Raw genomic sequence first — 19,696 nt, 5'->3', positions numbered from 1 at the left:
ACGGCCTATAGCGAGCGGCAGGGAAGCGATCAACCGCCGCGACCGGCCCGTGACGTGCTTTCGTTCCGCCGCGAAATCGACTCGGGTCACCGCGCGATTCATTGCAGCGACAGGTAGCATCGATTCTAAGGCGCTCGAGCTGTGTCCGCGAAAGGGGCGTCGAATGTACAGGAACCTGGCCGGATGGCTGATCGCGGCACTGGCCGTCATCGCCGCCCCTGCCGTCGCGCAGGTCAAAACCATCGATCCCAATACGGCGGCCGCACAAAACGATGTCGCCCCGCTCCCCGGCGAGCGGGGTACGGCGGTCAATCCGCCCGCGACTCCGACGGCACCCGCCCCGTCGCAACCCACCGACATGCCGCTGTCGACGCCGCCGGCCGTGCCCTCGAATATGGCTGCACCGCCCGCCTCGACGCTGGCGACGCAAAAGACGCCGACCTATCACAAGGACGACCTGATCGGTGCCGCCGAGGGCGTGTTCGGCAAGGGTGCGGCGGGTCTCGCCGGGATCATCGAGCGCATTCTTGCCGACCAGGGCGAGCCCAATGCCTATATCGCGGGACGCGAGGCCGCGCTCGCGCTGGTCGTGGGCTTGCGCTACGGCTCGGGCACGATGAAGCATTCGGTCGAGGGCGAGCGCCCGGTATACTGGACCGGGCCGTCGATCGGCTTCGACGCGGGCGGCGACGCGACCAAGGTCTTCACACTCGTCTATAATCTCTACGACAGCCAGGATCTCTACAAACGCTATCCGCAGGCCGAGGGCCGCGCCTATTTCGTCGGCGGTTTTTCGGCGACCTATCTGCGGCGCGGCAGCGTCGTGCTGATCCCGGTGCGGCTCGGCGTCGGGGCGCGGCTGGGCGTCAATATCGGCTATATGAAGTTCAGCGAAAAGAGCCGCTGGCTGCCGTTCTGAGCTTGCGGGCGGCGCAGTCGTCGCGGCGGTGCGACACCGCACTAGCCCGCGTGCCTCCCCGCCGCTAAACCGCCCCGCAGATGACTGCCAACCACCTCTATCTTGTCGACGGCTCGGGCTATATTTTCCGCGCTTACCACCGCCTGCCGCCGCTGACCAATATCCGGGGCGAACCGGTCGGCGCGGTGTACGGCTATACGACGATGCTGTGGAAACTGGCAGCGGACCTGACGGCTGCCGATGGCCCGACGCATATGGCCGTCATTCTCGATGCGTCGTCGAAGACGTTCCGCAACGACATGTACGACCAGTATAAGGCGCACCGCCCGCCGCCGCCCGAAGATCTGGTCCCGCAGTTTCCGATGATCCGCGATGCGACCCGCGCGTTCTCGATCCCGTGCATCGAGACCGAAGGGCTCGAAGCCGACGACATCATCGGCTGTTACACCAAAGCGGCACTGGCAAAGGGTTGGCAGGTCACAATCGTTTCCTCCGACAAGGACTTGATGCAGCTGATCGAGCCGGGGGTGGATTTGCTCGACACGATGAACAACCGGCGCATCGGGCCGGACTATGTCGTCGAGAAATTCGGCGTCGGCCCCGAACGGCTGGGCGATGTGCTGGCGTTGATGGGCGACAGCGTCGACAACGTGCCCGGCGTCCCCGGCGTCGGCCCCAAGACGGCATCGAAGCTGATCGTCGAGCATGGCGATCTCGAGGCAGTGCTGGCGGCGGCATCCGCGATGAAGCCGGGGAAGTTGCGCGACAACCTCATCGAACATGCCGACATGGCGCGGTTGTCGCGGCGGCTGGTCGAACTCGAATGCGGGGTCGATCTGCCCGAACCGCTCGACGATCTGGTGCTGAAGGGCATTCCCGAAGAACCGCTGCGCGCGTTCCTGTCGCACCACGGGTTCAAGTCGCTGCTCGCCAAAGTCGGCGGGGCGAGTGCCATCCCGAGCGGCAACGGCGGCACGGCGGCGCGCGCCGACGCCGACGCCGAACTGCCGGTCGATACCACGCCGTTCGATCTCGACAGCTATGACTGCGTAACGACGCTGGAACGGCTCGACCAGTGGATCGAGACGGCGCGCACGGCCGGGCTGGTCGCCTTCGACACCGAAACCGACGGCCTCGATGCGACGCAGGCGCGGCTGATCGGGTTCAGCCTGTGCGTGACGCCGGGACGCGCTTGCTATGTCCCGCTCGCGCATGGTGGCACCGACATGTTTGCCGAACGGCCGGAGCAGGCCCCGTTCGACGCGGCGGTCGCGCGGCTGAAGACATTGCTCGAAGACCCGTCGGTGCTGAAGGTGGCGCACAACGCCAAATACGACATGACGATATTGGCGCGTCACGGGATTGCCGTCGCGCCCTATGACGATACGCTGCTGATGAGTTTCGCGCTCGACGCGGGCAAGCAGTTCAACCATTCGATGGACGAGCTGGCGTCGCTTCACCTCGGCCATAAATGCATCGCCTTTGCCGAGGTGTGCGGCAAGGGAAAGGCGCAGATCAGCTTCGACCAGGTGCCGTTGCGCGACGCGACGCGCTATGCCGCCGAGGACGCCGATGTGACGCTCCGGCTCTACCACCGTTTCAAGCCGCGCCTGTCGCGCGAGGCGGCGACCGTCGTGTATGAGCGCGTCGACCGCCCGCTCGTTGCCGTGATCGGCGAAATGGAGCGTCACGGCATCAAGGTCGACCGCGAGGAACTGGCGAAACTGTCCGCCGAATTCGCGCACGATATGGTTCGGCTCGAAGGCGAAATCCATGCGGCGGCCGGCGGGCCGTTCCAGGTCGGCAGCCCGGTGCAATTGGGGCAGGTGTTGTTCGACCGCATGGGCCTGAAGGGTGGGCGCAAGGGCAAGACCGGCGCTTATTCGACCGATGTCAACGAACTCGAACGGCTGGCGGGCGAAGGCGTCGAAGTAGCGCGCAAGGTGCTCGATTGGCGGCAGGTTTCGAAACTCAAATCGACCTATACCGACGCGCTGCAGGCACAGATCAATCCGGCGACGGGGCGCGTCCACACCAGCTACAGCCTGGTCGGCGCGCAAACCGGGCGGCTGTCGTCGAACGACCCCAATCTGCAAAATATCCCCGTCCGCACCGAGGCCGGACGCCGCATCCGCGATGCGTTCGTGGCGGAACCGGGCAATGTCCTGCTCAGCGCCGATTATTCGCAGATCGAGCTGCGCCTCGCCGCGCATATGGCCGATGTGCCCGCATTGAAGGCAGCGTTTGCGAATGGCGACGACATCCACAGCCTGACCGCCGAGGAACTGTTCGGCGAGGTCAACCGCGACACGCGCGGCAAAGCGAAGACGATCAACTTCTCGATCCTCTACGGCATCTCGCGCTGGGGGTTGGCCGGGCGCATGGGGACGACGGCGGACGAGGCGCAGGCGCTGATCGACCGTTATTTCGAGCGCTTCCCGGGCATCAACCGCTACATCGCCGAGACGTTGCAGCATGTGAAGGAAACCGGATTCACCAGCACGCTGTTCGGGCGGAAAGTCTGGTTCACCAACATCGATTCGAAGGTTCAGCACGAGCGCCAAGGTGCCGAGCGCGCCGCAATCAACGCGCCGATCCAGGGCACCAGCGCCGACATCATCAAGCGCGCGATGGTCCGGATGACGCCCGCGCTCGTCGCGGCAGGGCTGCCCGATGTGCGGATGCTGCTGACGGTCCATGACGAACTGGTGTTCGAACTACCCGAGGCGCAGGTCGCGGCGGCGAGCGACGTCATCCGCGCCGTCATGTCGGGCGCTGCCGAGCCGCTGGTGAAACTCGACGTGCCGCTCGACGTCGAGATCGGTACGGGCATGAGCTGGGGCGCGGCGCATTGACCGATTCGAGCGCCGACCTCGCGGCGCTGGCGAAGGGCGGGAAAACCAATGTTTTCGGGTTTTTGCTGCGTCTTGCCGCGCGCATCCCGTTCCTGTTCATCGCCGGGCGCATCTACGGACCCGAGGCGCTGGGGCGACTTGCCTATACCGTCATCGTCATCGAGTTTGCGGCCCAGCTTGCGACACTCGGACTCAAGCGCGGGCTGGCGCTGCAGCTGACCAATGAAGATCGCGACGCGGCGCACATCGCCTGGGACGCGCTGCTCGTCGTGCTGGCGGCCTCGGCGATATTCACGGCGCTGCTCGTCAGCTTTCCACAGGCGATGTTCCCGAACAGCGCGATCCGCGGCCTCGACCGGATGATGGGCGGGCTGGTGTTCGTCATTGCCGCGACCGAGATCATGCTCGCGGCGCTTGCCTATCGCTTCGATGTCGCGGCAACGGTGCGCGCGCGGGCGCTGGTCGAGCCCTGGACGCTCAGCATAGCGGCGGCGGTGCTGTCGTTCTGGTCGCTCAAGGACGGGTTGCTGGTGTCCTATGCCCTGTCGATGGTCGGTGCGTTCGGCGCGGCGCTGGTGCCGTTCGTGCGGAGCTACGGTTGGCCGCGCAAATGGGTGCCAAGTTCCTATGCGCTGCGAAAGCTGGTGCGCCGCAACCTCCCGCTCGCCGCGTCCGATGCGATCGAATGGGGGTCGCGCCGTGTCGATGTCGCGATTCTGGGGCTGTTCGTGGGGCCGGCTGTTGTCGGCATCTATTATGTCGCGCAGCAGCTCGCCTCACTGCCGCAAAAGCTGAAGACGAGCTTCGATCCGGTGCTGGGGCCGGTCATTACGCGCAACCTGGAACTGGGCGACCGGCGCGCTGTGGCGGCGGCTATCTGTCGCGCGGGGTTCTGGATCGTCGCCGCGCAGCTCGGAATTGCGCTGGCGCTCGGTATCCCGGGGGCGGCGATCATGGGCCTGATCGGCAAGGCCGGGGTGTTCGTCGGGGGCAACGGCATCCTCGCGATGCTCCTGCTCGCCGAAGTCTTGGCGGCGCTCGCTGTCGTCAGCGAATCGGCGCTCGTCTATATCGCGCGCTACCGCAATCTGGCGATTTCGCTGACCGCGCTGGGGCTGCAGATCGGATTGTCGTTTGCTTTCATTCTGCTGGCGAAGGCAGAGGGGTGGCCGGCGGTCTGGATGGCGATGGGGCCGGCGGTTGCGCTGGCGATCTCGATCGGTGTCGGCGCGGTCGCCAAGGCGTGGCTGGCGGCGCGCGAACTCGGGGCACCGATCGTCATCCTCCGCTGGCCGATGCTGGCCGCCGCCGCGGTCGCCGCTGCCATCGGCGGGATTGCCACCGGCACGCCCGAATGGAGCGAAATCCTGATCGGCATTCCGTCGATGCTCGCGATCTACCTCTGGATCATCTGGCGGTTCGCCTTCGAGCCCGAGGACCGCGCCTTGTTCCAGCGGACGGCGCGCGATCCCGGCTGATTGCATGGGTGCAGCCGCCCGCGCATAGTGGGCGCGTGATCGTGCCCGCGAACCTCAGCAGCGAAACCGTGACCTCGGTCCGACACTGGGACGATTATCTGTTCAGCTTCCGTCTGACGCGTCCGCCGTCGTTCCGCTTCAACGCGGGGGAGTTCGTGATGCTCGGCCTGATGAACGGCGAAAAGCCGCTGCTGCGCGCCTATTCGATGGCGTCGCCGACTTGGGACGAGGAAATCGAGTTCCTGTCGATCAAGGTGCCCGACGGCCCGCTGACCTCGCGCCTGCAAAAGATCGTGCCGGGCGATCAGGTATTGCTCGGCAAGAAACCGACCGGCAGCCTGGTCGCCGACGCGCTGCTGCCCGGCAAACGCCTGTTCATGCTGGCGACGGGGACTGGCCTTGCCCCGTTCATGAGCGTGGCGCGCGAACCGGATATCTACGACCGTTTCAACCAGCTGGTGATCGTGCATTCGGTGCGGCAGGTCGTCGATCTGGCGTATCGCGACGTGCTGGAGGCGCGACTGGCCGACGATCCATTGGTCGGCGAATTGGCGGTCGAGCGATTGCACTATGTCCCGACCGTAACCCGCGACGACTTCCACACGCGTGGCCGCATCGGCGATGTGATGGAATCGGGGAAGCTGTTCGAAGGTCTCGACGGCCCAGCGAAGTTCGATCCCGAAACCGACCGCATCATGATGTGCGGATCGATGGCGATGATCCGCGATTTCGCCGCGCGCTTTGAGGCAAGGGGCTTCATCGAGGGAGCTCACTCGCATCCCGGCCATTATGTGATCGAGCGCGCTTTCGTCGGCTGATCAGTGCCGGAAATGCCGCATGCCGGTGAAGATCATTGCCAGCCCCGCCGCGTCTGCCGCTGCGATCACTTCGTCGTCGCGGATCGAGCCGCCGGGCTGGATCACGCAGGTCGCGCCCGCTTCGACTGCCGCGAGTAACCCGTCGGCGAAGGGAAAGAATGCGTCCGAAGCGACCGACGAGCCGATAGTGAGTGGTGTCGCCCAGCCCGCCTTCTCCGCGGCATCTTTCGCCTTCCATGCGGCGATGCGCGCCGATTCGAGGCGGTTCATCTGCCCGGCGCCGATGCCTGCCGTCGCGCCGTCCTTGGCGTAGACAATCGCGTTCGATTTGACATGCTTGGCGACCGTCCAGGCAAAGCGCGCGTCGCGCAGTTCCTGTGCGGTCGGCTGGCGCTTTGTCACGACCTTCAGCATGTCGTCGCCCAGCACGCCGGTATCGCGCGATTGCAGCAGGAAGCCGCCCGCAATCGACTTGAGCGTCAGTCCCGGTCTTTGAGAATCGGGAAGGTCGCCCGTCAGCAACAGCCGCAAATTCTTCTTGCGCGCGAACACAGCGCGCGCGGCTTCGTCGGCGTCAGGTGCGACCACCACTTCAGTGAAAATCTCGGCAATCGCCGCCGCCGTCGGGCCGTCGAGCGGCCGGTTGCAGGCGATGATCCCGCCGAACGCGGAGACGGTGTCGCAGGCAAAGGCGGCGCGATAGGCGTCGAGTAACGTCGCCGCGCTGGCGACGCCGCACGGATTGGCGTGCTTGACGATAACGACCGCAGGCGCGTCGCCCCGAAATTCCGACACCAGTTCGAGCGCGGCGTCGGCGTCGTTATAGTTGTTGTAGCTGAGCGCCTTGCCCTGGACCTGTTCGGCCTGCGCGATTCCTTTGGTGGCTGGTCCAGCGGGCACATAAAGCGCCGCGCGCTGGTGCGGGTTCTCGCCGTAGCGCAATTCCTGGTCGAGCCGCATCGGGATGCTGACCTTTTCGGGGAACATCTCGCCCTGGTCGGCAAAGGCGAACCATGACGCGATGGTCGCGTCATATTGCGCGGTCAGGGCATAGGCCTTGGCCGCAAACCGCTTGCGCTGGTCGAGCGTGGTTTCGCCGCTTGCGACAGCGGAATAGTCAGCCGGGTCGGTCACAATGGCGACGCTCGCATGGTTCTTCGCTGCCGAACGGACCATCGAAGGGCCGCCGATGTCGATATTTTCGATTACTTCGTCGCGTTCGGCACCGCGCGTCACGGTCTGGGCAAACGGGTAAAGGTTCACCACGACCAGATCGATGGGCCCGATGCCATGCGCCTCCATCGCGGCGACATGCTCGGGATTGTCGCGCACCGCGAGTAGCCCGCCGTGCACGGTCGGGTGCAGAGTCTTGACTCGCCCGTCCATCATTTCGGGAAAACCGGTCAGGTCGGAGACGTCGCGGACGGTCAGCCCGGCGTCACGGAGCGTCTTGGCGGTGCCGCCGGTGGAGACGAGCTCGACGCCATGGGCGGCGAGCGAATGGCCCAGTTCGACGAGGCCGGTCTTGTCGGAGACCGAGAGTAGCGCGCGTTTGATTTTAACCGTCGTCACTTTTCTTCCTTCGTCGCCTCAGACTTGATCCGGGGCTTGGCTTCCTCTTGGCTGGCTTCACGACGAAGGCAGCCTAGGCCCGGATCGAGTCCGGGCCGACGCGTTCCTTTGGGTTACCCCGCCCGTTTCAGCAGCCACGCCACGCTCGTGCCGCCCGCCGGGGCTTCGCCCTCGATCACGAACTGCTGCGTGGCATGCGGCCGCCCGTCGGCATCGACCCAGAGCGAATCCTCGACCGACAGCTTGCCGCCGCGACAGCGGAACTGCCACAGCGGCCCTTGCGCGATGCGGAGCAACGCGGCCTGGCCGTCGGCGGTCGGGGTGACTTCGACACCGGGTGCGAGGTGAAAGCGGATCGCGAACGCGGAGGTCGCGACCTTGCGGCGTTTGGGGGCAGGGAGCAGCGCATCCTCGCCGCGCAACTCGCGCCCGCTGGCCGACAGCGCCAGTGTGCGCTTGTGGATCAGCCCGAAGCGGCGCGCATAGCCATCGTGACTGGCGTCGATCCGGCTGCCGCCTTCAAGCTCCTCGCGATCGACTTCGACCGAGCCGACGCCGGCACCCAATGTTCCGTCGGCATGGATCGCGGTCGAATTGCTGTCGCCCAGGGTCAGCGTCGAATGCGCCGCCGTCGTCCGCAGCGCCTTGGCAAGGTCGGCAGGAATGACGCTGGTGCCGCCGGTATTGCCGCAATTGACGATCAGGCGCTGTGCGCCGTCGGAAAGTTCGAATGCGAGCGTGGAGGCGCAGCCGCCCTTGGCAATGCGGCTCGGCGGGGGCGGAGCCATGTCGGCGACGACAACGGTCTGACCGCCCGCCATGCGCTGATAGCCCCAATCGCGGGCCTGGCGCAGCGGACGGGTGCGGACGCGCGATGCCGTGACCACCGCATCGATCCGCGCGGCCGAAATCGGTCCTGCGCCCTGCCAGCTCGACAGCGCGCTATCGCCCATCTGCACGCCGATGAGCGCAGCAACCGCGCGGCTGAGCGCGTCCTGCACGCCTGCGGGCATCTCGACCCGGCGAACGTCATAGACCGCGGCCAGCATCGACAACAGCTCGACCAGATCGACCTGATCGGCAGGTGCGCGGGTGACGATCCCGCCATCGGCACTGATGCCGGTTGCCAGCGCTTTACCCAGCCCTGTTTCGCCGAACGCGCGACGTGGATCGCCGCCGGGGATCAGCAGTCCTGCTGCAACCACACCGCTCCAGGCGGCAATGCGGGCGATCCCGGCGGGCGCGCGATCCGCCCCCCGGTCGAGATGCCGCGCGCCGCGTGCCAGCGTATTGAGCACGGCGCTGCGGTAAACGAGGTCGGTCGATGACAGGATCAGCGGCGCGTGTGCCGCCCAGAACAGCATGCGCCAGCCGACCCGGTCGGGCGACCAGGCGGGATCGGTAACTTGCGTACCGTGGCAGTCGAGCCAGACGCGCATCAATGCCTCGGCGATTTCGGCACCTTCGGTACGGCTTACCCCCGCCGCCAGATCGCGCAGCCAGGCGAAGCGTTCGATGTGGGTCGCCAGCGCGGGCGAGGCGCCGGTGCCGGTAAAATCGACATCGGCCAGCGCGAGGCGCTCGCGACCCCGGACCATCAGCCCCTCTACGAGCTGCCGACCGGCCTCGGGATTGCCCGCGACCGGGTCTTCGGGGACGGCAAGCAGTTTCAACGGATAGCGCCCGTTGAGACGCAGGCCGTGCAACGGGGTGCGCCACGTCAGCCGGTAGAGCGCGCCCGTCAGCCGTTCGCCGAGCGACAGGCCCCGGTCGCCCGCGCGTACCAGCCGCTTGCCCGATTCGATCTGGATTGCGGCGGCCTCGTCGGTCAGGAATTCGCTCGGGTCGCGGTCGCTCATCCCGCAGCCAGTGCCCCGGCTTTGAGGCCCGCAATATTGGTGGCGTAGTGGTCCGGTCCGCCCTTGAATGTCGCGGTCCCGGCAACGAGCACATCGGCACCGGCGGCAACGATGCGTGCGATGTTACCGTCATCGACGCCGCCATCGACCTCGAGCCGGATGTCGCGCCCGCTTGCGTCGATCATCTTGCGGATGGCGGAAATCTTCCTGAGCTGGCTTTCGATGAAACTCTGTCCGCCGAAGCCGGGATTGACGCTCATGACGAGGACGAGGTCGATCTCGTCGATGAGATAATCGAGCATCTTGGCCGGCGTAGCGGGGTTGAGCGAGACCCCCGCCAGCTTGCCGAGCGCCTTGATGCGCTGAACGGTGCGGTGCGCGTGCGGCCCCGCCTCGGGATGAAAGGTGATGACATCGGCCCCCGCCTCGGCAAAGGCGTCGAGGAAAGTGTCGACCGGTGAGATCATCAGATGGACATCGAGCAGAAGCGTGGTGTGCGGGCGCAGCGCCTTCACGACCATCGGCCCGATCGTGATATTGGGCACGAAATGCCCGTCCATGACATCGACATGCACCCAGTCGGCCCCGGCAGCCTCAATGGCGCGAACCTCCTCCCCCAGCCGCGCGAAATCGGCGCTCAGAATCGACGGGGCGATGCGGACGGGATGGGACATGGGTGCAAGGCCTTAGTCAGCCGAATGGGGGGGGGCAAGCGGGTGGCGTAGGGAGAAGGGGTTTAACGCGAAGGCGCAAAGAAGAAGGGAAGGCGCGACGAAAGCGCACTGCCTGCGTCATCCCGCGAAGCGGCAATCATAATCGCCCGCATGACCACGGGTGAATGCCCGCTGGCGCGGGAAAGACGTGGCAAGAGCCAAAATCTTTGCGTCTTTCCTTCTTCTTTGCGCCTTCGCGTTAAACCCTTCTTCCCATCCTTCAGGGCCGTCGCAAACGCGCCATGAAGAATCCGTCACGCCCCGGCACCGGCAGGATGCGGACCCAGCCTTCGGGGGCGGGGACGACGCCGGGGGGGAGTTCGTGCGCGCCGACCGGATCGATGACCAGATTGCTCGCCGTAACGATCTTTTCGCCCTCTTCGGGTTCGAGCGAGCAGGTCGCGTAGACCAGCCGCCCGCCGGGTGCGAGCCAGTCGGCGGCGCGGGCGAGCATGCGCGTCTGGAGCCCGGCGAGCGCGGCGATGTCCTTGGGTCCGATGCGGTGGAGGACATCGGGGTGGCGCGCGAAGATGCCGGTCGCGCTGCACGGCGCGTCGAGCAGGATGGCATCGGCAGGCGCAGCGGGCACCCATGTCATGACATCGCCGATTTGGATGTCGGCGGCCAGCTTCGTTCGTGCCAGATTTTCGCGGAGCCGTTCGGCGCGTTTGGCATGCTGTTCGACGGCGATGACGTTCCAGCCCGCAGCGGCGAGCTGCATCGTCTTGCCCCCGGGAGCCGCGCACAGGTCGAGCACGGTGCGGCCGTTGCCTGGTCCCAGCAGGCATGCGGGGATGGCGGCGGACAGGTTTTGTACCCACCAGTGGCCCTCCGCATAGCCCGGCAAGTCAGCAACATTGTGCCCGCGCGGCAGGCGGCGTTGGCCGGTCCCGATGTCCTCGCCGCCGACGCCGCCGTCTTCATTGAGGTCGCGCAGGGTCAGGTCGAGCGGCGGCGGCACGGCCAGCGCACGGGCCGCATCGCCGAGCATCGCATAGCCCCATGCGGCCCCCCAGCGCTGGCGAACCGCTTCGGGCAGGGTCGGGACTTCGGGCAGCAGGCTCCCTCGCCGCATCAGCGTGCCGAACACGCCGTGGACCAGCCGCTTCGGTCCGCCTTCGACCATCGGCAAGGCGGTCGCGATGGCGGCGTGGGGTGGCGTGCCGAGGACGAGCGTCTGGACGAGCGCGATCCGCAATACGGTGCGCGCCTTGGCATCGCCGGGCAGCGGCTGCGCCGTCGCCGAATCGATCAGCGCGTCGAGATCGGGCAGGCGGCGGAAAACCTCGCCCGCAATCGCGCGCGCCAGCCCTTCGTCGGATGGCGCGAGCCCGTGCGCGGGGAGCGCGTCGAACCGCTGGCCGCGCCGCAGCACCGCGTCGATCATCCCCATCGCGGCGCGGCGCGCGGGGAGTCCGGTCGCTGTTCCGGCGGGGGTTTCAGCCATGGGGTCGCTCACCTATATCTGCCCCCATGTCGAAACGCCCCGATCATGTCCGCGCGCCCGCTTATCTGTCGAAAAGCCCGCCGGTGCCGGTCCCCGAAGAACCCAAACCCGCCGTTGAGTATGGCGGTCCCAAGGGGCACGAACCCACGCGTTATGGCGATTGGGAAGCCAAGGGCATCGCCTGGGATTTCTGAAGGCGTCACCCCTCGCCCCGCAACGGTCTTGCCAGCAGCGCAGCCACCACTTCGCGCGCGCTGCGTCCGTCCTCGATCATGGCGCGCACGGCCTCGACAACCGGCATGTCGACGCCCAGCCGGTACGCTTCCCGGGCGAGCACCGGTGCGGTGAATGCCCCTTCCGCAACGCTTGTGCCGACCCCGATCAACGTGTCGGCGCGCGCCCCTTCGCCCAGTGCCTTGCCGAGCGTGAAGTTGCGCGACTGGGTCGATGAACAGGTCAGCACCAGATCGCCCAGCCCCGACAATCCCGCCATCGTGTCGGCCCGACCGCCCCGCGCCACGCCGAACCGGGTCATCTCGGCAAAACCGCGCGCGATCAGCGCAGCGCGCGCGTTCTCGCCCAGCCCCAGCCCCGCGACGATGCCGCAGGCAATGGCGATCACATTCTTGACCGCCCCGCCGATCTCCGCGCCGATAATGTCGTCGGAAAGATAGGGCCGGAAATGCGGGCGGGCGAGGCGCTGGATCAGCGCGCGGCCGGTCTGGTCGTCTGTGGTCGCCAGCGTGACGGCGGTCGGCTTGCCGTTGGCGACCTCGGCGGCGAAGGTCGGGCCGGACAAGACCGCAATCGGCGCACGCGGGTGGAGCGTGCTTGCCACTTCGGTCATCAGCCGCCCGGTCGAGGCCTCGATCCCCTTGGCACACAGCACCAGCGCGCGCGGGCCGACGGGCGTGCGGGCGAGCACGCGGGCGACATATTGCGCGGGCGCGGCGACGAGAATGGCGTCGCAGGCATCCATCCGGCCGGGATCGGTCGTCGCCTCGATCGACGGCGACAGAGGGATGCCGGGCAGGAACAGCCGGTTCTCGTGCGCCAGATTGACGGCACTGATGACCTCGGGCTCGCGTGCCCATAGCAGGACGGGCTCGCCGTCCGCCGCCGCCAGTTGCGCCAGCGCCGTGCCCCATGCGCCTGCACCGATGACGCCTATTCTCATGCTTTCACTCCTGCGCCACGGACGGTTTCGGCTGCCGGGTCGAGCGGCCAGCGCGGGCGTGCCGCCACGTCGAGGCCGTCGGTCAGGCCTAGCGCGAACCGTTCCGCCCCGGCCCAGCCGATCATCGCGGCATTGTCGGTGCACAGCCACAGCGGCGGTGCCACGAAGCGCAACCCATTGTCACCCGCCAGTGCGGCAAGCGCCGCGCGGATTGCGGTATTTGCGGCAACGCCGCCCGCGACGACGAGCGCGGTGGCTTCCGGTGCACGCTCGATGGCGCGGCGGGTGCGGTCGATCAGGCAATCGACGACCGCCGCCTGAAAACTCGCGGCAATGTCCTGCGGGCGGTGGGTTCCGGCATCGCGCGCGCGCAAAACAGCGCTTTTGAGACCTGCGAACGAGAAATGCGGTTCGGGCGACCCGAACAGCGGGCGCGGCAGCGGCACCGCCTTGGGTTCGCCCTCCGCCGCCGCGCGCTCGACGGCGGGTCCGCCGGGGAAGCCGAGACCGAGCAATTTCGCCGTCTTGTCGAACGCTTCGCCTGCCGCATCGTCGATCGTCGTTGCCAGCCGACGGTAGCGCCCGACGCCATCGACGCTGAGCAACTGGCAATGCCCGCCTGAGACCAGCAGCAGCAGGTAGGGGAATTCGAGATCGGGGTCGGTCAGGCGTGGGGACAGCGCATGCCCCTCGAGATGGTTGACCGCGATCAGGGGCTTGTTCGCCGCATGGGCGAGCGCCTTGGCGGTCACCAGCCCGACCATCACGCCGCCGATCAGTCCCGGCCCTGCCGTTGCGGCAATCGCGTCCAGATCAGCAAGCGTCAGCTTCGCATCGGCCAGCGCCGCCTCGACCAGTGGCATCACCGCCTCGACGTGCGCGCGCGCCGCGATTTCAGGGACGACGCCACCATAGGGGGCGTGTTCGCGCTCCTGCCCCGCCAGCCGGTGCGACAATATCTGCCGGTCGCCGGTAATGACGGCAGCGGCAGTCTCGTCGCAGCTCGATTCGATACCGAGAATGAGGGGGGACTTGCACGACACGCGCGCTCCGCTAGCACGAGCGGCGACATGACTGCCAGTTCCCCGAAACTACGATTAGGCACGCGCGGCTCGCCGCTTGCGCTCGCCCAGGCCCATATGACCCGCGCCGCGCTCGTTGCCGCGCATGGCTGGACCGACGACGATGTCGAGATCGTCACGATCACGACCGACGGTGACACCATCCAGGACCGCCCGCTCGCCGAAATCGGCGGCAAGGCGCTGTGGACCAAAACGCTCGACCGCGCGCTGATCGAGGGGCGCACCGATGCCAGCGTCCATTCGATGAAGGATGTCGAGACGATCCGGCCCGAGGGGATCGCGCTGGTGGCGATGCTCGAACGTGCCGATGTCCGCGACCGGCTGATCGGGGCGGACAGTATCGACGCGCTGCGGCAGGGCGCGGTCATCGGCACCGCCAGCCCGCGTCGTGCGGCGCAATTGCGACGACTGCGGCCCGACCTGAAGATCGTCTCGTTCCGCGGCAATGTGGCGACCCGCATCACGCGGGTGGAAAATGGCGAGGCCGATGCGACGATGCTGGCGGCGGCGGGCCTCGACCGGCTGGGGCATCCGGGTGTCGGCGCGGCAGTCGATATCGACGCGATGCTGCCTGCGGTCGCGCAGGGCGCGGTCGGCATCGAGTGCCGGAGCGACGACGCGACCACGCGCCAGTATCTGACGGCGATCGACCACGGTGCGACGCACGCCTGTGTCGCTGCGGAGCGCGCGCTGCTCGCGGCGCTCGGCGGCAGTTGTCATTCGCCGGTCGGGGTGCTGGCGCGCTTTGACGGCGAGCTCATCCATCTGCGGGCAGAAATCCTGACCGAGGACGGGGCAGAGCATCGCGGCGGGGCAAAAGAGTTTGTGGTCGGCGACACCGATGCACCCGCACGGCTGGCAGCCGAACTGCTCGACGGCGCATCGCCCGGGCTGGCTGCGCTTTTTTCGTGCGCGTCCTGATCGTCCGACCCGCGCCGGGCAATGAGGCAACGGCGGAAGCAGTGGCGGCGATGGGTCTGGAGCCGGTCGTCGTCCCGTTGTTCGAGATTGTGCCGCTGGCATGGGAAGCGCCCGACCCTGCCATTTTCGATGCGGTCGTCATGACCAGCGCCAATGCGGCGCGGCATGGTGGTGCGGGACTGGCGCACTTCACGCATCTGCCGCTGTTTGCGGTCGGCGAGGCGACCGGGGAAGCCGCACGGGCAGTCGGATTCGGCGATGTGCGTATAGGGTTAGGCGACGCAGCGGATTTAGCAGATCTTGTCGTCCAAGCAGAACAAGGGACTGTCCCCTTGGGGACTGTCCCTCCCCAAGCGAAAAGGGGACAGTCCCCAAGGGGACAGTCCCTTGTCCAAATTCTCCACCTCACCGGCAGCGATCACCGTTCGATTCCAACCGAGGCGAGCATGACCGTCGTCACCGTTTACGAATCCCGCGTCTTAACCCCCTCCGCGCCGCTCAACGCCGACATCGCCCTTGTCCACTCCCCGCGCACGGGCAGCCGCCTCGCCGCACTGACATCCGACCGGGCAAGCATCCGGATCGTCGCGATCAGCCCCGCTGCCGCTGCTGCCTGTGGGTCGGGTTGGGCGGCGGTCCACATCGCCGACATCCCCCGTGAACACGCGATGCTGGCAACTCTGGCCCTTGTGTGCGAAGCGGCGGCAAGCAGCGAACAGGTCGAACACCATGACTGACGACAGCTATGAAACGGCCGAACGCCGACCGCGCCCGTTCCGCAATGCGCTGATCGTCGCGCTGCTCGCGTTCGTGATCGGCGCGGTGGCGGTGACTTGGGCGCTCACCCAATGGGAACCGGCGCGCCGCCTGATCGTGCCCGCGACGACCGCCAGCCCGACGACCCGCCCGCTGACGACCGCACCCGCGCCGGCACCAGTTGCCACGCTGACTTCGGTCCCCGCCGCACCCGTGACGCCCGAAGCCGTCGCGGTCACCGAATCGCGGGTTGCCGGTCTTGAGGCGCGGCTCGCCCAGATCGACGCGCAAGCCGCCAACGCGTCAAACAACGCCGCGCGTGCCGAAGGGCTGCTGATCGCCTTTGCCGTCCGCCGCGCGATCGATCGCGGTGTCGGCCTCGGCTATCTTGAGGGGCAATTGCGCGAACGCTTTGCCGAGAGCCAGCCCCGCGCGGTCGCCGCGATCATCTCGGCGGCACAGGCTCCCGTGACGCTCGACATGCTCCGCCAGCAACTCGACGCACTCGCCCCGTCGCTGGCGGGGGGCGGCCCCGACGAAAGCTGGGGCAGCGCCATCCAGCGGACCATGGGCGGCCTGTTCGTCGTCCGCAAAGCGTCCTCGCCCTCGCCCGCCGCCGACGACCGCCTCGCGCGCGCGCGTCTCGCGCTCGACGGCGGACAGGCCGATACTGCGCTTGCCGAGATTGCGCGCCTGCCGTCGCGCGCGGCCGCCACCGACTGGATGGCAGCGGCGCGGCGTTATAGCGAGGCGCACCGCGCGCTCGACATTCTCGAGGCGGCAGCGTTGACCGCACCGCAATCCGTTTCCCCCGCAACCACAGGAACCACGCCGCAATGACGATCGAAGCCGAATGGTGGGACTATGACGACACCGACGAACTGGCCGAGGCGATTGCGGGCGATATCGGCTTCATCATCGATTCGGCGCTCGACGCGCGCGGCTCGGCGCTGATCGCGCTACCCGGCGGCAAGACGCCGATTGCGGCGCTCGACCTGCTCGCCGCGCAAAAGCGCAAGTGGAAGGATGTGACGATCATCCCGACCGACGACCGGCTGGTCGAGGTGACCTCGCCTTTGTCGAACGTGGCGATGCTGGCGAAGAAATTCCTGCCGCTCGGTGCGCGCGTGGTGCCGCTGACGTCGGAAAAGGCGAGCGATTACAGGGCGGCGGGCCGTGCGGCGGATGCGCGCCTGGCCGACTTGCCGTTCCCGCTCGATCTGGTGTGGCTGGGCATGGGCGCGGACGGGCATACCGCGTCGATCTTTGCCGGACCCGACCTCGACGAGGCCCTGAACGGGCCGAAGGAGAGGCGCGCGCTGGGCGTGATGCCCGATCCGATGCCGCAGGAGGCGCCGGTGGCACGGGTGACTTTGTCGAAAGCGGCGATCCTGTCGGCGCGGTCGCTGACGATGGCGATAACGGGCGCGGACAAGCGGGCAGTTTTGGAGCGCGCGATTGCCGAGGGGCCGGGGAGTTCGGTGCCGATCGGGCGGGTGCTGGGGGATTCGGATTTGGCGGTTGATATTCATTGGAGCGCGTGAGGCGTGCGTGCCGCACGCCGGTGCTGACCAGCGCAGCGTAAGTCAGCACACGCGCTCCCGGACGGCCTCGCTAGAGCGAGGACCGACGACGTGGCTTTGCCACGGCGGGACCAATTGGTATTAGCAACGTGGGGAAGCGCCTTGCCGACCAGTTCAGCAAATCTCTTCGCGGCCTCCAAGTCATATACCTACGCTATGAAGCTGCTGCTGCCGTCGCTGATCGCCGGTGATCAAGCGCCCGCTATGCCATTCTACCTGCTGGCCGGTTTTGCGGTTGAGCTAGCTTTCAAAGCAGTCATTCTTCGCTCCGGACGAGACGAATCAGTGCTTCGTAAGGCGGGTCACCGCCTCGATGACTGCTATAAGCTTGCCCAAGAGAGTGGTTTCCAGCCGACTGACAGGGAGTCGACGGACAGGCTGGTTGCCGGTCTAAGTCAGTCCCATCGCGAGCTGAGCTTTCGGTACGTTCCCGATGTTGAAGTAATTACGGTCATTAACCCTGTGCGGGTATCAACAGTACTCGCGGCATTGCTGAATGACATCGAACATAAGGTTGATGTCTGGCAAGATAATGACACTGACGGCATTTAGAAATGGCCACGGGCAAAGCCCGTGTCTTCGTCGGTCGGCGCTTAGCGCCGCCGGCCGCGCTTGTGCGTCGGCAACTTAACTTCGTTAAATTGTGCGCGCACGGCGCGCTGGAGCGGGCGAAGGGATTCGAACCCTCGACCCCGACCTTGGCAAGGTCGTGCTCTACCCCTGAGCTACGCCCGCTCTGGCGTCGTGTGACCGGACCGCGCAATGTCGCGCTGCCCGTCGGGTAGGGCGCGGCTGATAGCGGCAGTCGCGCGCCCGCGCAATCCCCTTGGCATATCGCCTTTTCTCCCCACATAAGGGCGCAGGGATTCGGAGAGTTTTGTGGCGACTTTGGGAATGAGTGCGGCCGAGCGCGAGGCGATCGAGACGTTCAAGCGCGACGTGATCGAGCCGTCGATGACCTCGCTCGTCATCCTCGATTTCTGGGCCGAATGGTGCGGGCCGTGCAAGGCGCTGACCCCGCTGCTCGAGAAGGTGGCCGCCGATTACGCCGACCGCGGGGTGTTGCTCAGAAAAATCGATGTCGACGCGAACAAGGCGATTGCCGCGCAGTTTCGCGTCCAGTCGATCCCGACCGTCTATGCGGTGTTCCAGGGACAGCTCGTCGCCGACCTGACCCCCGCGCGCACCGAAGGCGCGATTGCCAAGATGCTCGACCAGTTGCTGAAGCAACTGCCCATCCAGGGCGAGGCGCAGGCACTCGATGCCGAAATCGCGCCGCTGATCGCGATGGGCGAGGAGGTTCTGGCAGCTGGCGATGTCGAGCGTGCCGCAGGGATTTTCGCGCAGATCGTCGAGATGGCCCCCCATGATGCCGAGGCGCTGTCGGGCTTTTTGCGCGCGCAAGTCGCGCTCGGACAGATCGACGAGGCTGAAGCGTTTCTGGCCGACCTGCCGCCCGAGCTCGCGAAAGACCCCGCCATCGAGCGTGCAGCATCCGCCGTGGCGCTCGCCCGCGACGTGAAGCCGGTGGCCGATCTTTCGGGGCTGATCGCTGAAGTTGCGACAGTGCCCGACGATCACGCCAAGCGCTTCGAGCTTGCCAATGGCCTGATGGCCGCAGGCGACCGCGACGGCGCGGCGGACCATCTGCTTGAGATCATCCGTGCCGACCGCGAGTGGAACGACGGCGCGGCCAAAGCGCAGCTTCTGAAGGTGTTCGAAGTCGTCGGCGTCATGGACCCTTGGGTCTCGGCACAGCGGCGGCGACTGTCGGCGGTGTTGTTCACATGACTGTGTCGACTTCGGGGTCGGAAACGACGACGCGACTGTCGATCTTCCCGCTGGCCGGGGCGCTGCTCTTTCCGGGCATGCAATTGCCGCTGCACATTTTCGAGCCCCGTTACCGCGCCCTGGTCAGCGACGCGATGGCGCGCGACCGGCGCATCGGGTTGATCCAGCCGAAGCCGCCGACCGTGCGTGCCGAGGTCGAGCTGCCGCAGCTGTTCGACATGGGGTGCGTCGGCAAGATCGCGCATGTCGAGGCGATGGACGACGGGCGCTACAACATCGTGCTGGAGGGGCTGGCGCGGTTCCGACTGGTCCGCGAGCTCGATGTGACCACGCCGTTCCGTCAGGTAGAGGCGGTGCTCGAAGAGGTGCACGACGACGCTCCGTTGGCAGGCGTGCAGCGCGCCGACCTCGAAGGCGAATCGCGCCGCTTTGCCGAGGCGCAGGGCTATGCGGTCGATTGGGAAGCGGTCGGTCGGCTCGATGATGAGGCGCTGGTCAACGGCATCGCCCAGATCGCCCCGTTCGACGCGGCGGCGAAACAGGCGCTGCTGGAGGCCCCCAATCTGGCGATGCGTGCGGACCTGATCGTGCAGCTGATGCGATTCTTCGGGCGGCATGACGGCGAAGAGCGGGTGACGTTGCAGTAGAAGAAGGGGTTTAACGCAAAGGCGCGAAGGGAAGAATAAGACGCGAAGAGAGCGCTCCCCGTCGTCTTTCCCGCGAAA

At 66.8% G+C, this 19,696-nt stretch carries 18 protein-coding genes and 1 tRNA gene; 12 read left to right on the top strand and 7 right to left on the bottom strand.

Annotated features, from left to right (window positions below):
* Positions 1–163: 163 nt before the first annotated feature.
* The 4 genes from M0209_RS13280 (at position 164) to M0209_RS13265 (ending at position 6,070) form a co-directional block, all read left to right on the top strand.
* Complete coding sequence (locus M0209_RS13280) at positions 164–919, top strand: DUF1134 domain-containing protein (RefSeq protein ID WP_258888747.1); 756 nt, start codon at positions 164–166, stop codon at positions 917–919.
* 80 nt (positions 920–999) lie between these two features.
* Positions 1,000–3,774, top strand: coding sequence for a DNA polymerase I (gene polA, locus M0209_RS13275; protein WP_258888746.1), 2,775 nt, complete (start codon positions 1,000–1,002; stop codon positions 3,772–3,774).
* Positions 3,771–5,252: a lipopolysaccharide biosynthesis protein gene (locus M0209_RS13270; RefSeq protein WP_258888745.1), complete on the top strand. Its 1,482-nt coding sequence runs from the start codon at positions 3,771–3,773 to the stop codon at positions 5,250–5,252. The genes polA and M0209_RS13270 overlap by 4 nt, the downstream gene beginning before the upstream one ends.
* Before the next feature lie 35 nt (positions 5,253–5,287).
* Complete coding sequence (locus tag M0209_RS13265; RefSeq protein ID WP_258888744.1) at positions 5,288–6,070, top strand: ferredoxin--NADP reductase; 783 nt, start codon at positions 5,288–5,290, stop codon at positions 6,068–6,070.
* Here the strand turns inward: M0209_RS13265 and purH are convergent, their stop codons facing one another.
* The 4 genes from purH to M0209_RS13245 form a co-directional block, all read right to left on the bottom strand.
* A complete protein-coding gene (purH, locus tag M0209_RS13260; RefSeq protein WP_258888743.1) occupies positions 6,071–7,642 on the bottom strand; it encodes a bifunctional phosphoribosylaminoimidazolecarboxamide formyltransferase/IMP cyclohydrolase in 1,572 nt (523 codons plus the stop codon).
* A 113-nt stretch (positions 7,643–7,755) separates the two neighbouring features.
* Positions 7,756–9,501, bottom strand: coding sequence for a heparinase II/III family protein (locus tag M0209_RS13255; RefSeq protein ID WP_258888742.1), 1,746 nt, complete (start codon positions 9,499–9,501; stop codon positions 7,756–7,758).
* Positions 9,498–10,175, bottom strand: coding sequence for a ribulose-phosphate 3-epimerase (gene rpe / locus M0209_RS13250; RefSeq protein WP_258888741.1), 678 nt, complete (start codon positions 10,173–10,175; stop codon positions 9,498–9,500). The genes M0209_RS13255 and rpe overlap by 4 nt, the downstream gene beginning before the upstream one ends.
* Before the next feature lie 259 nt (positions 10,176–10,434).
* Positions 10,435–11,661, bottom strand: a complete 1,227-nt coding sequence (locus M0209_RS13245; protein WP_258888740.1) for an RsmB/NOP family class I SAM-dependent RNA methyltransferase — start codon at positions 11,659–11,661, stop codon at positions 10,435–10,437.
* Between the two features lie 26 nt (positions 11,662–11,687).
* Here M0209_RS13245 and M0209_RS13240 point away from each other — a divergent pair, with 26 nt between their 5' ends.
* Complete coding sequence (locus M0209_RS13240) at positions 11,688–11,855, top strand: DUF1674 domain-containing protein (RefSeq protein ID WP_258888739.1); 168 nt, start codon at positions 11,688–11,690, stop codon at positions 11,853–11,855.
* A gap of 5 nt (positions 11,856–11,860) precedes the next feature.
* Here the strand turns inward: M0209_RS13240 and M0209_RS13235 are convergent, their stop codons facing one another.
* A complete protein-coding gene (locus tag M0209_RS13235) occupies positions 11,861–12,838 on the bottom strand; it encodes an NAD(P)H-dependent glycerol-3-phosphate dehydrogenase (RefSeq protein WP_258888738.1) in 978 nt (325 codons plus the stop codon).
* Positions 12,835–13,881 (bottom strand): tRNA (adenosine(37)-N6)-threonylcarbamoyltransferase complex transferase subunit TsaD, encoded by a 1,047-nt coding sequence (gene tsaD / locus M0209_RS13230; protein ID WP_258888737.1) that lies wholly within the window; start codon positions 13,879–13,881, stop codon positions 12,835–12,837. Before tsaD ends, M0209_RS13235 begins: the two co-directional genes overlap by 4 nt.
* A 27-nt stretch (positions 13,882–13,908) precedes the next feature.
* Between tsaD and hemC the strand changes: the two genes are divergently transcribed.
* The 5 genes from hemC (at position 13,909) to M0209_RS13205 (ending at position 17,732) form a co-directional block, all read left to right on the top strand.
* On the top strand, positions 13,909–14,841 hold the full coding sequence (gene hemC / locus M0209_RS13225; RefSeq protein WP_258888736.1) for a hydroxymethylbilane synthase: 933 nt from the start codon (positions 13,909–13,911) through the stop codon (positions 14,839–14,841).
* Entirely contained in the window at positions 14,829–15,578 is a 750-nt protein-coding gene (locus tag M0209_RS13220) for a uroporphyrinogen-III synthase (RefSeq protein ID WP_258888735.1), read from the top strand. The genes hemC and M0209_RS13220 overlap by 13 nt, the downstream gene beginning before the upstream one ends.
* Entirely contained in the window at positions 15,571–16,437 is an 867-nt protein-coding gene (locus M0209_RS13215) for a hypothetical protein (protein ID WP_258888734.1), read from the top strand. The genes M0209_RS13220 and M0209_RS13215 overlap by 8 nt, the downstream gene beginning before the upstream one ends.
* The gene (gene pgl / locus M0209_RS13210; RefSeq protein ID WP_258888733.1) at positions 16,434–17,141 is read left to right on the top strand and encodes a 6-phosphogluconolactonase; all 708 of its coding nucleotides are present in this window, start codon (positions 16,434–16,436) and stop codon (positions 17,139–17,141) included. Before M0209_RS13215 ends, pgl begins: the two co-directional genes overlap by 4 nt.
* Positions 17,142–17,336: 195 nt before the next feature.
* Positions 17,337–17,732 (top strand): hypothetical protein, encoded by a 396-nt coding sequence (locus M0209_RS13205; protein WP_258888732.1) that lies wholly within the window; start codon positions 17,337–17,339, stop codon positions 17,730–17,732.
* A 108-nt stretch (positions 17,733–17,840) separates the two neighbouring features.
* Here M0209_RS13205 and M0209_RS13200 read toward each other — a convergent pair.
* A tRNA-Gly gene (locus M0209_RS13200) sits at positions 17,841–17,915 on the bottom strand.
* A gap of 144 nt (positions 17,916–18,059) precedes the next feature.
* Here M0209_RS13200 and M0209_RS13195 point away from each other — a divergent pair.
* Positions 18,060–18,971, top strand: a complete 912-nt coding sequence (locus tag M0209_RS13195; RefSeq protein ID WP_258888731.1) for a tetratricopeptide repeat protein — start codon at positions 18,060–18,062, stop codon at positions 18,969–18,971.
* Positions 18,968–19,618: an LON peptidase substrate-binding domain-containing protein gene (locus M0209_RS13190; protein WP_258888730.1), complete on the top strand. Its 651-nt coding sequence runs from the start codon at positions 18,968–18,970 to the stop codon at positions 19,616–19,618. The genes M0209_RS13195 and M0209_RS13190 overlap by 4 nt, the downstream gene beginning before the upstream one ends.
* The last annotated feature ends 78 nt before the right edge of the window (positions 19,619–19,696 follow it).

Origin of the sequence: Sphingomonas sp. SUN039 (assembly GCF_024758725.1) — a bacterium.
Lineage (GTDB): Bacteria > Pseudomonadota > Alphaproteobacteria > Sphingomonadales > Sphingomonadaceae > Sphingomonas_O.
The sequence above is the reverse complement of the archived record's forward strand: the minus strand, read 5'-3'. Positions and strand labels throughout refer to the sequence as shown.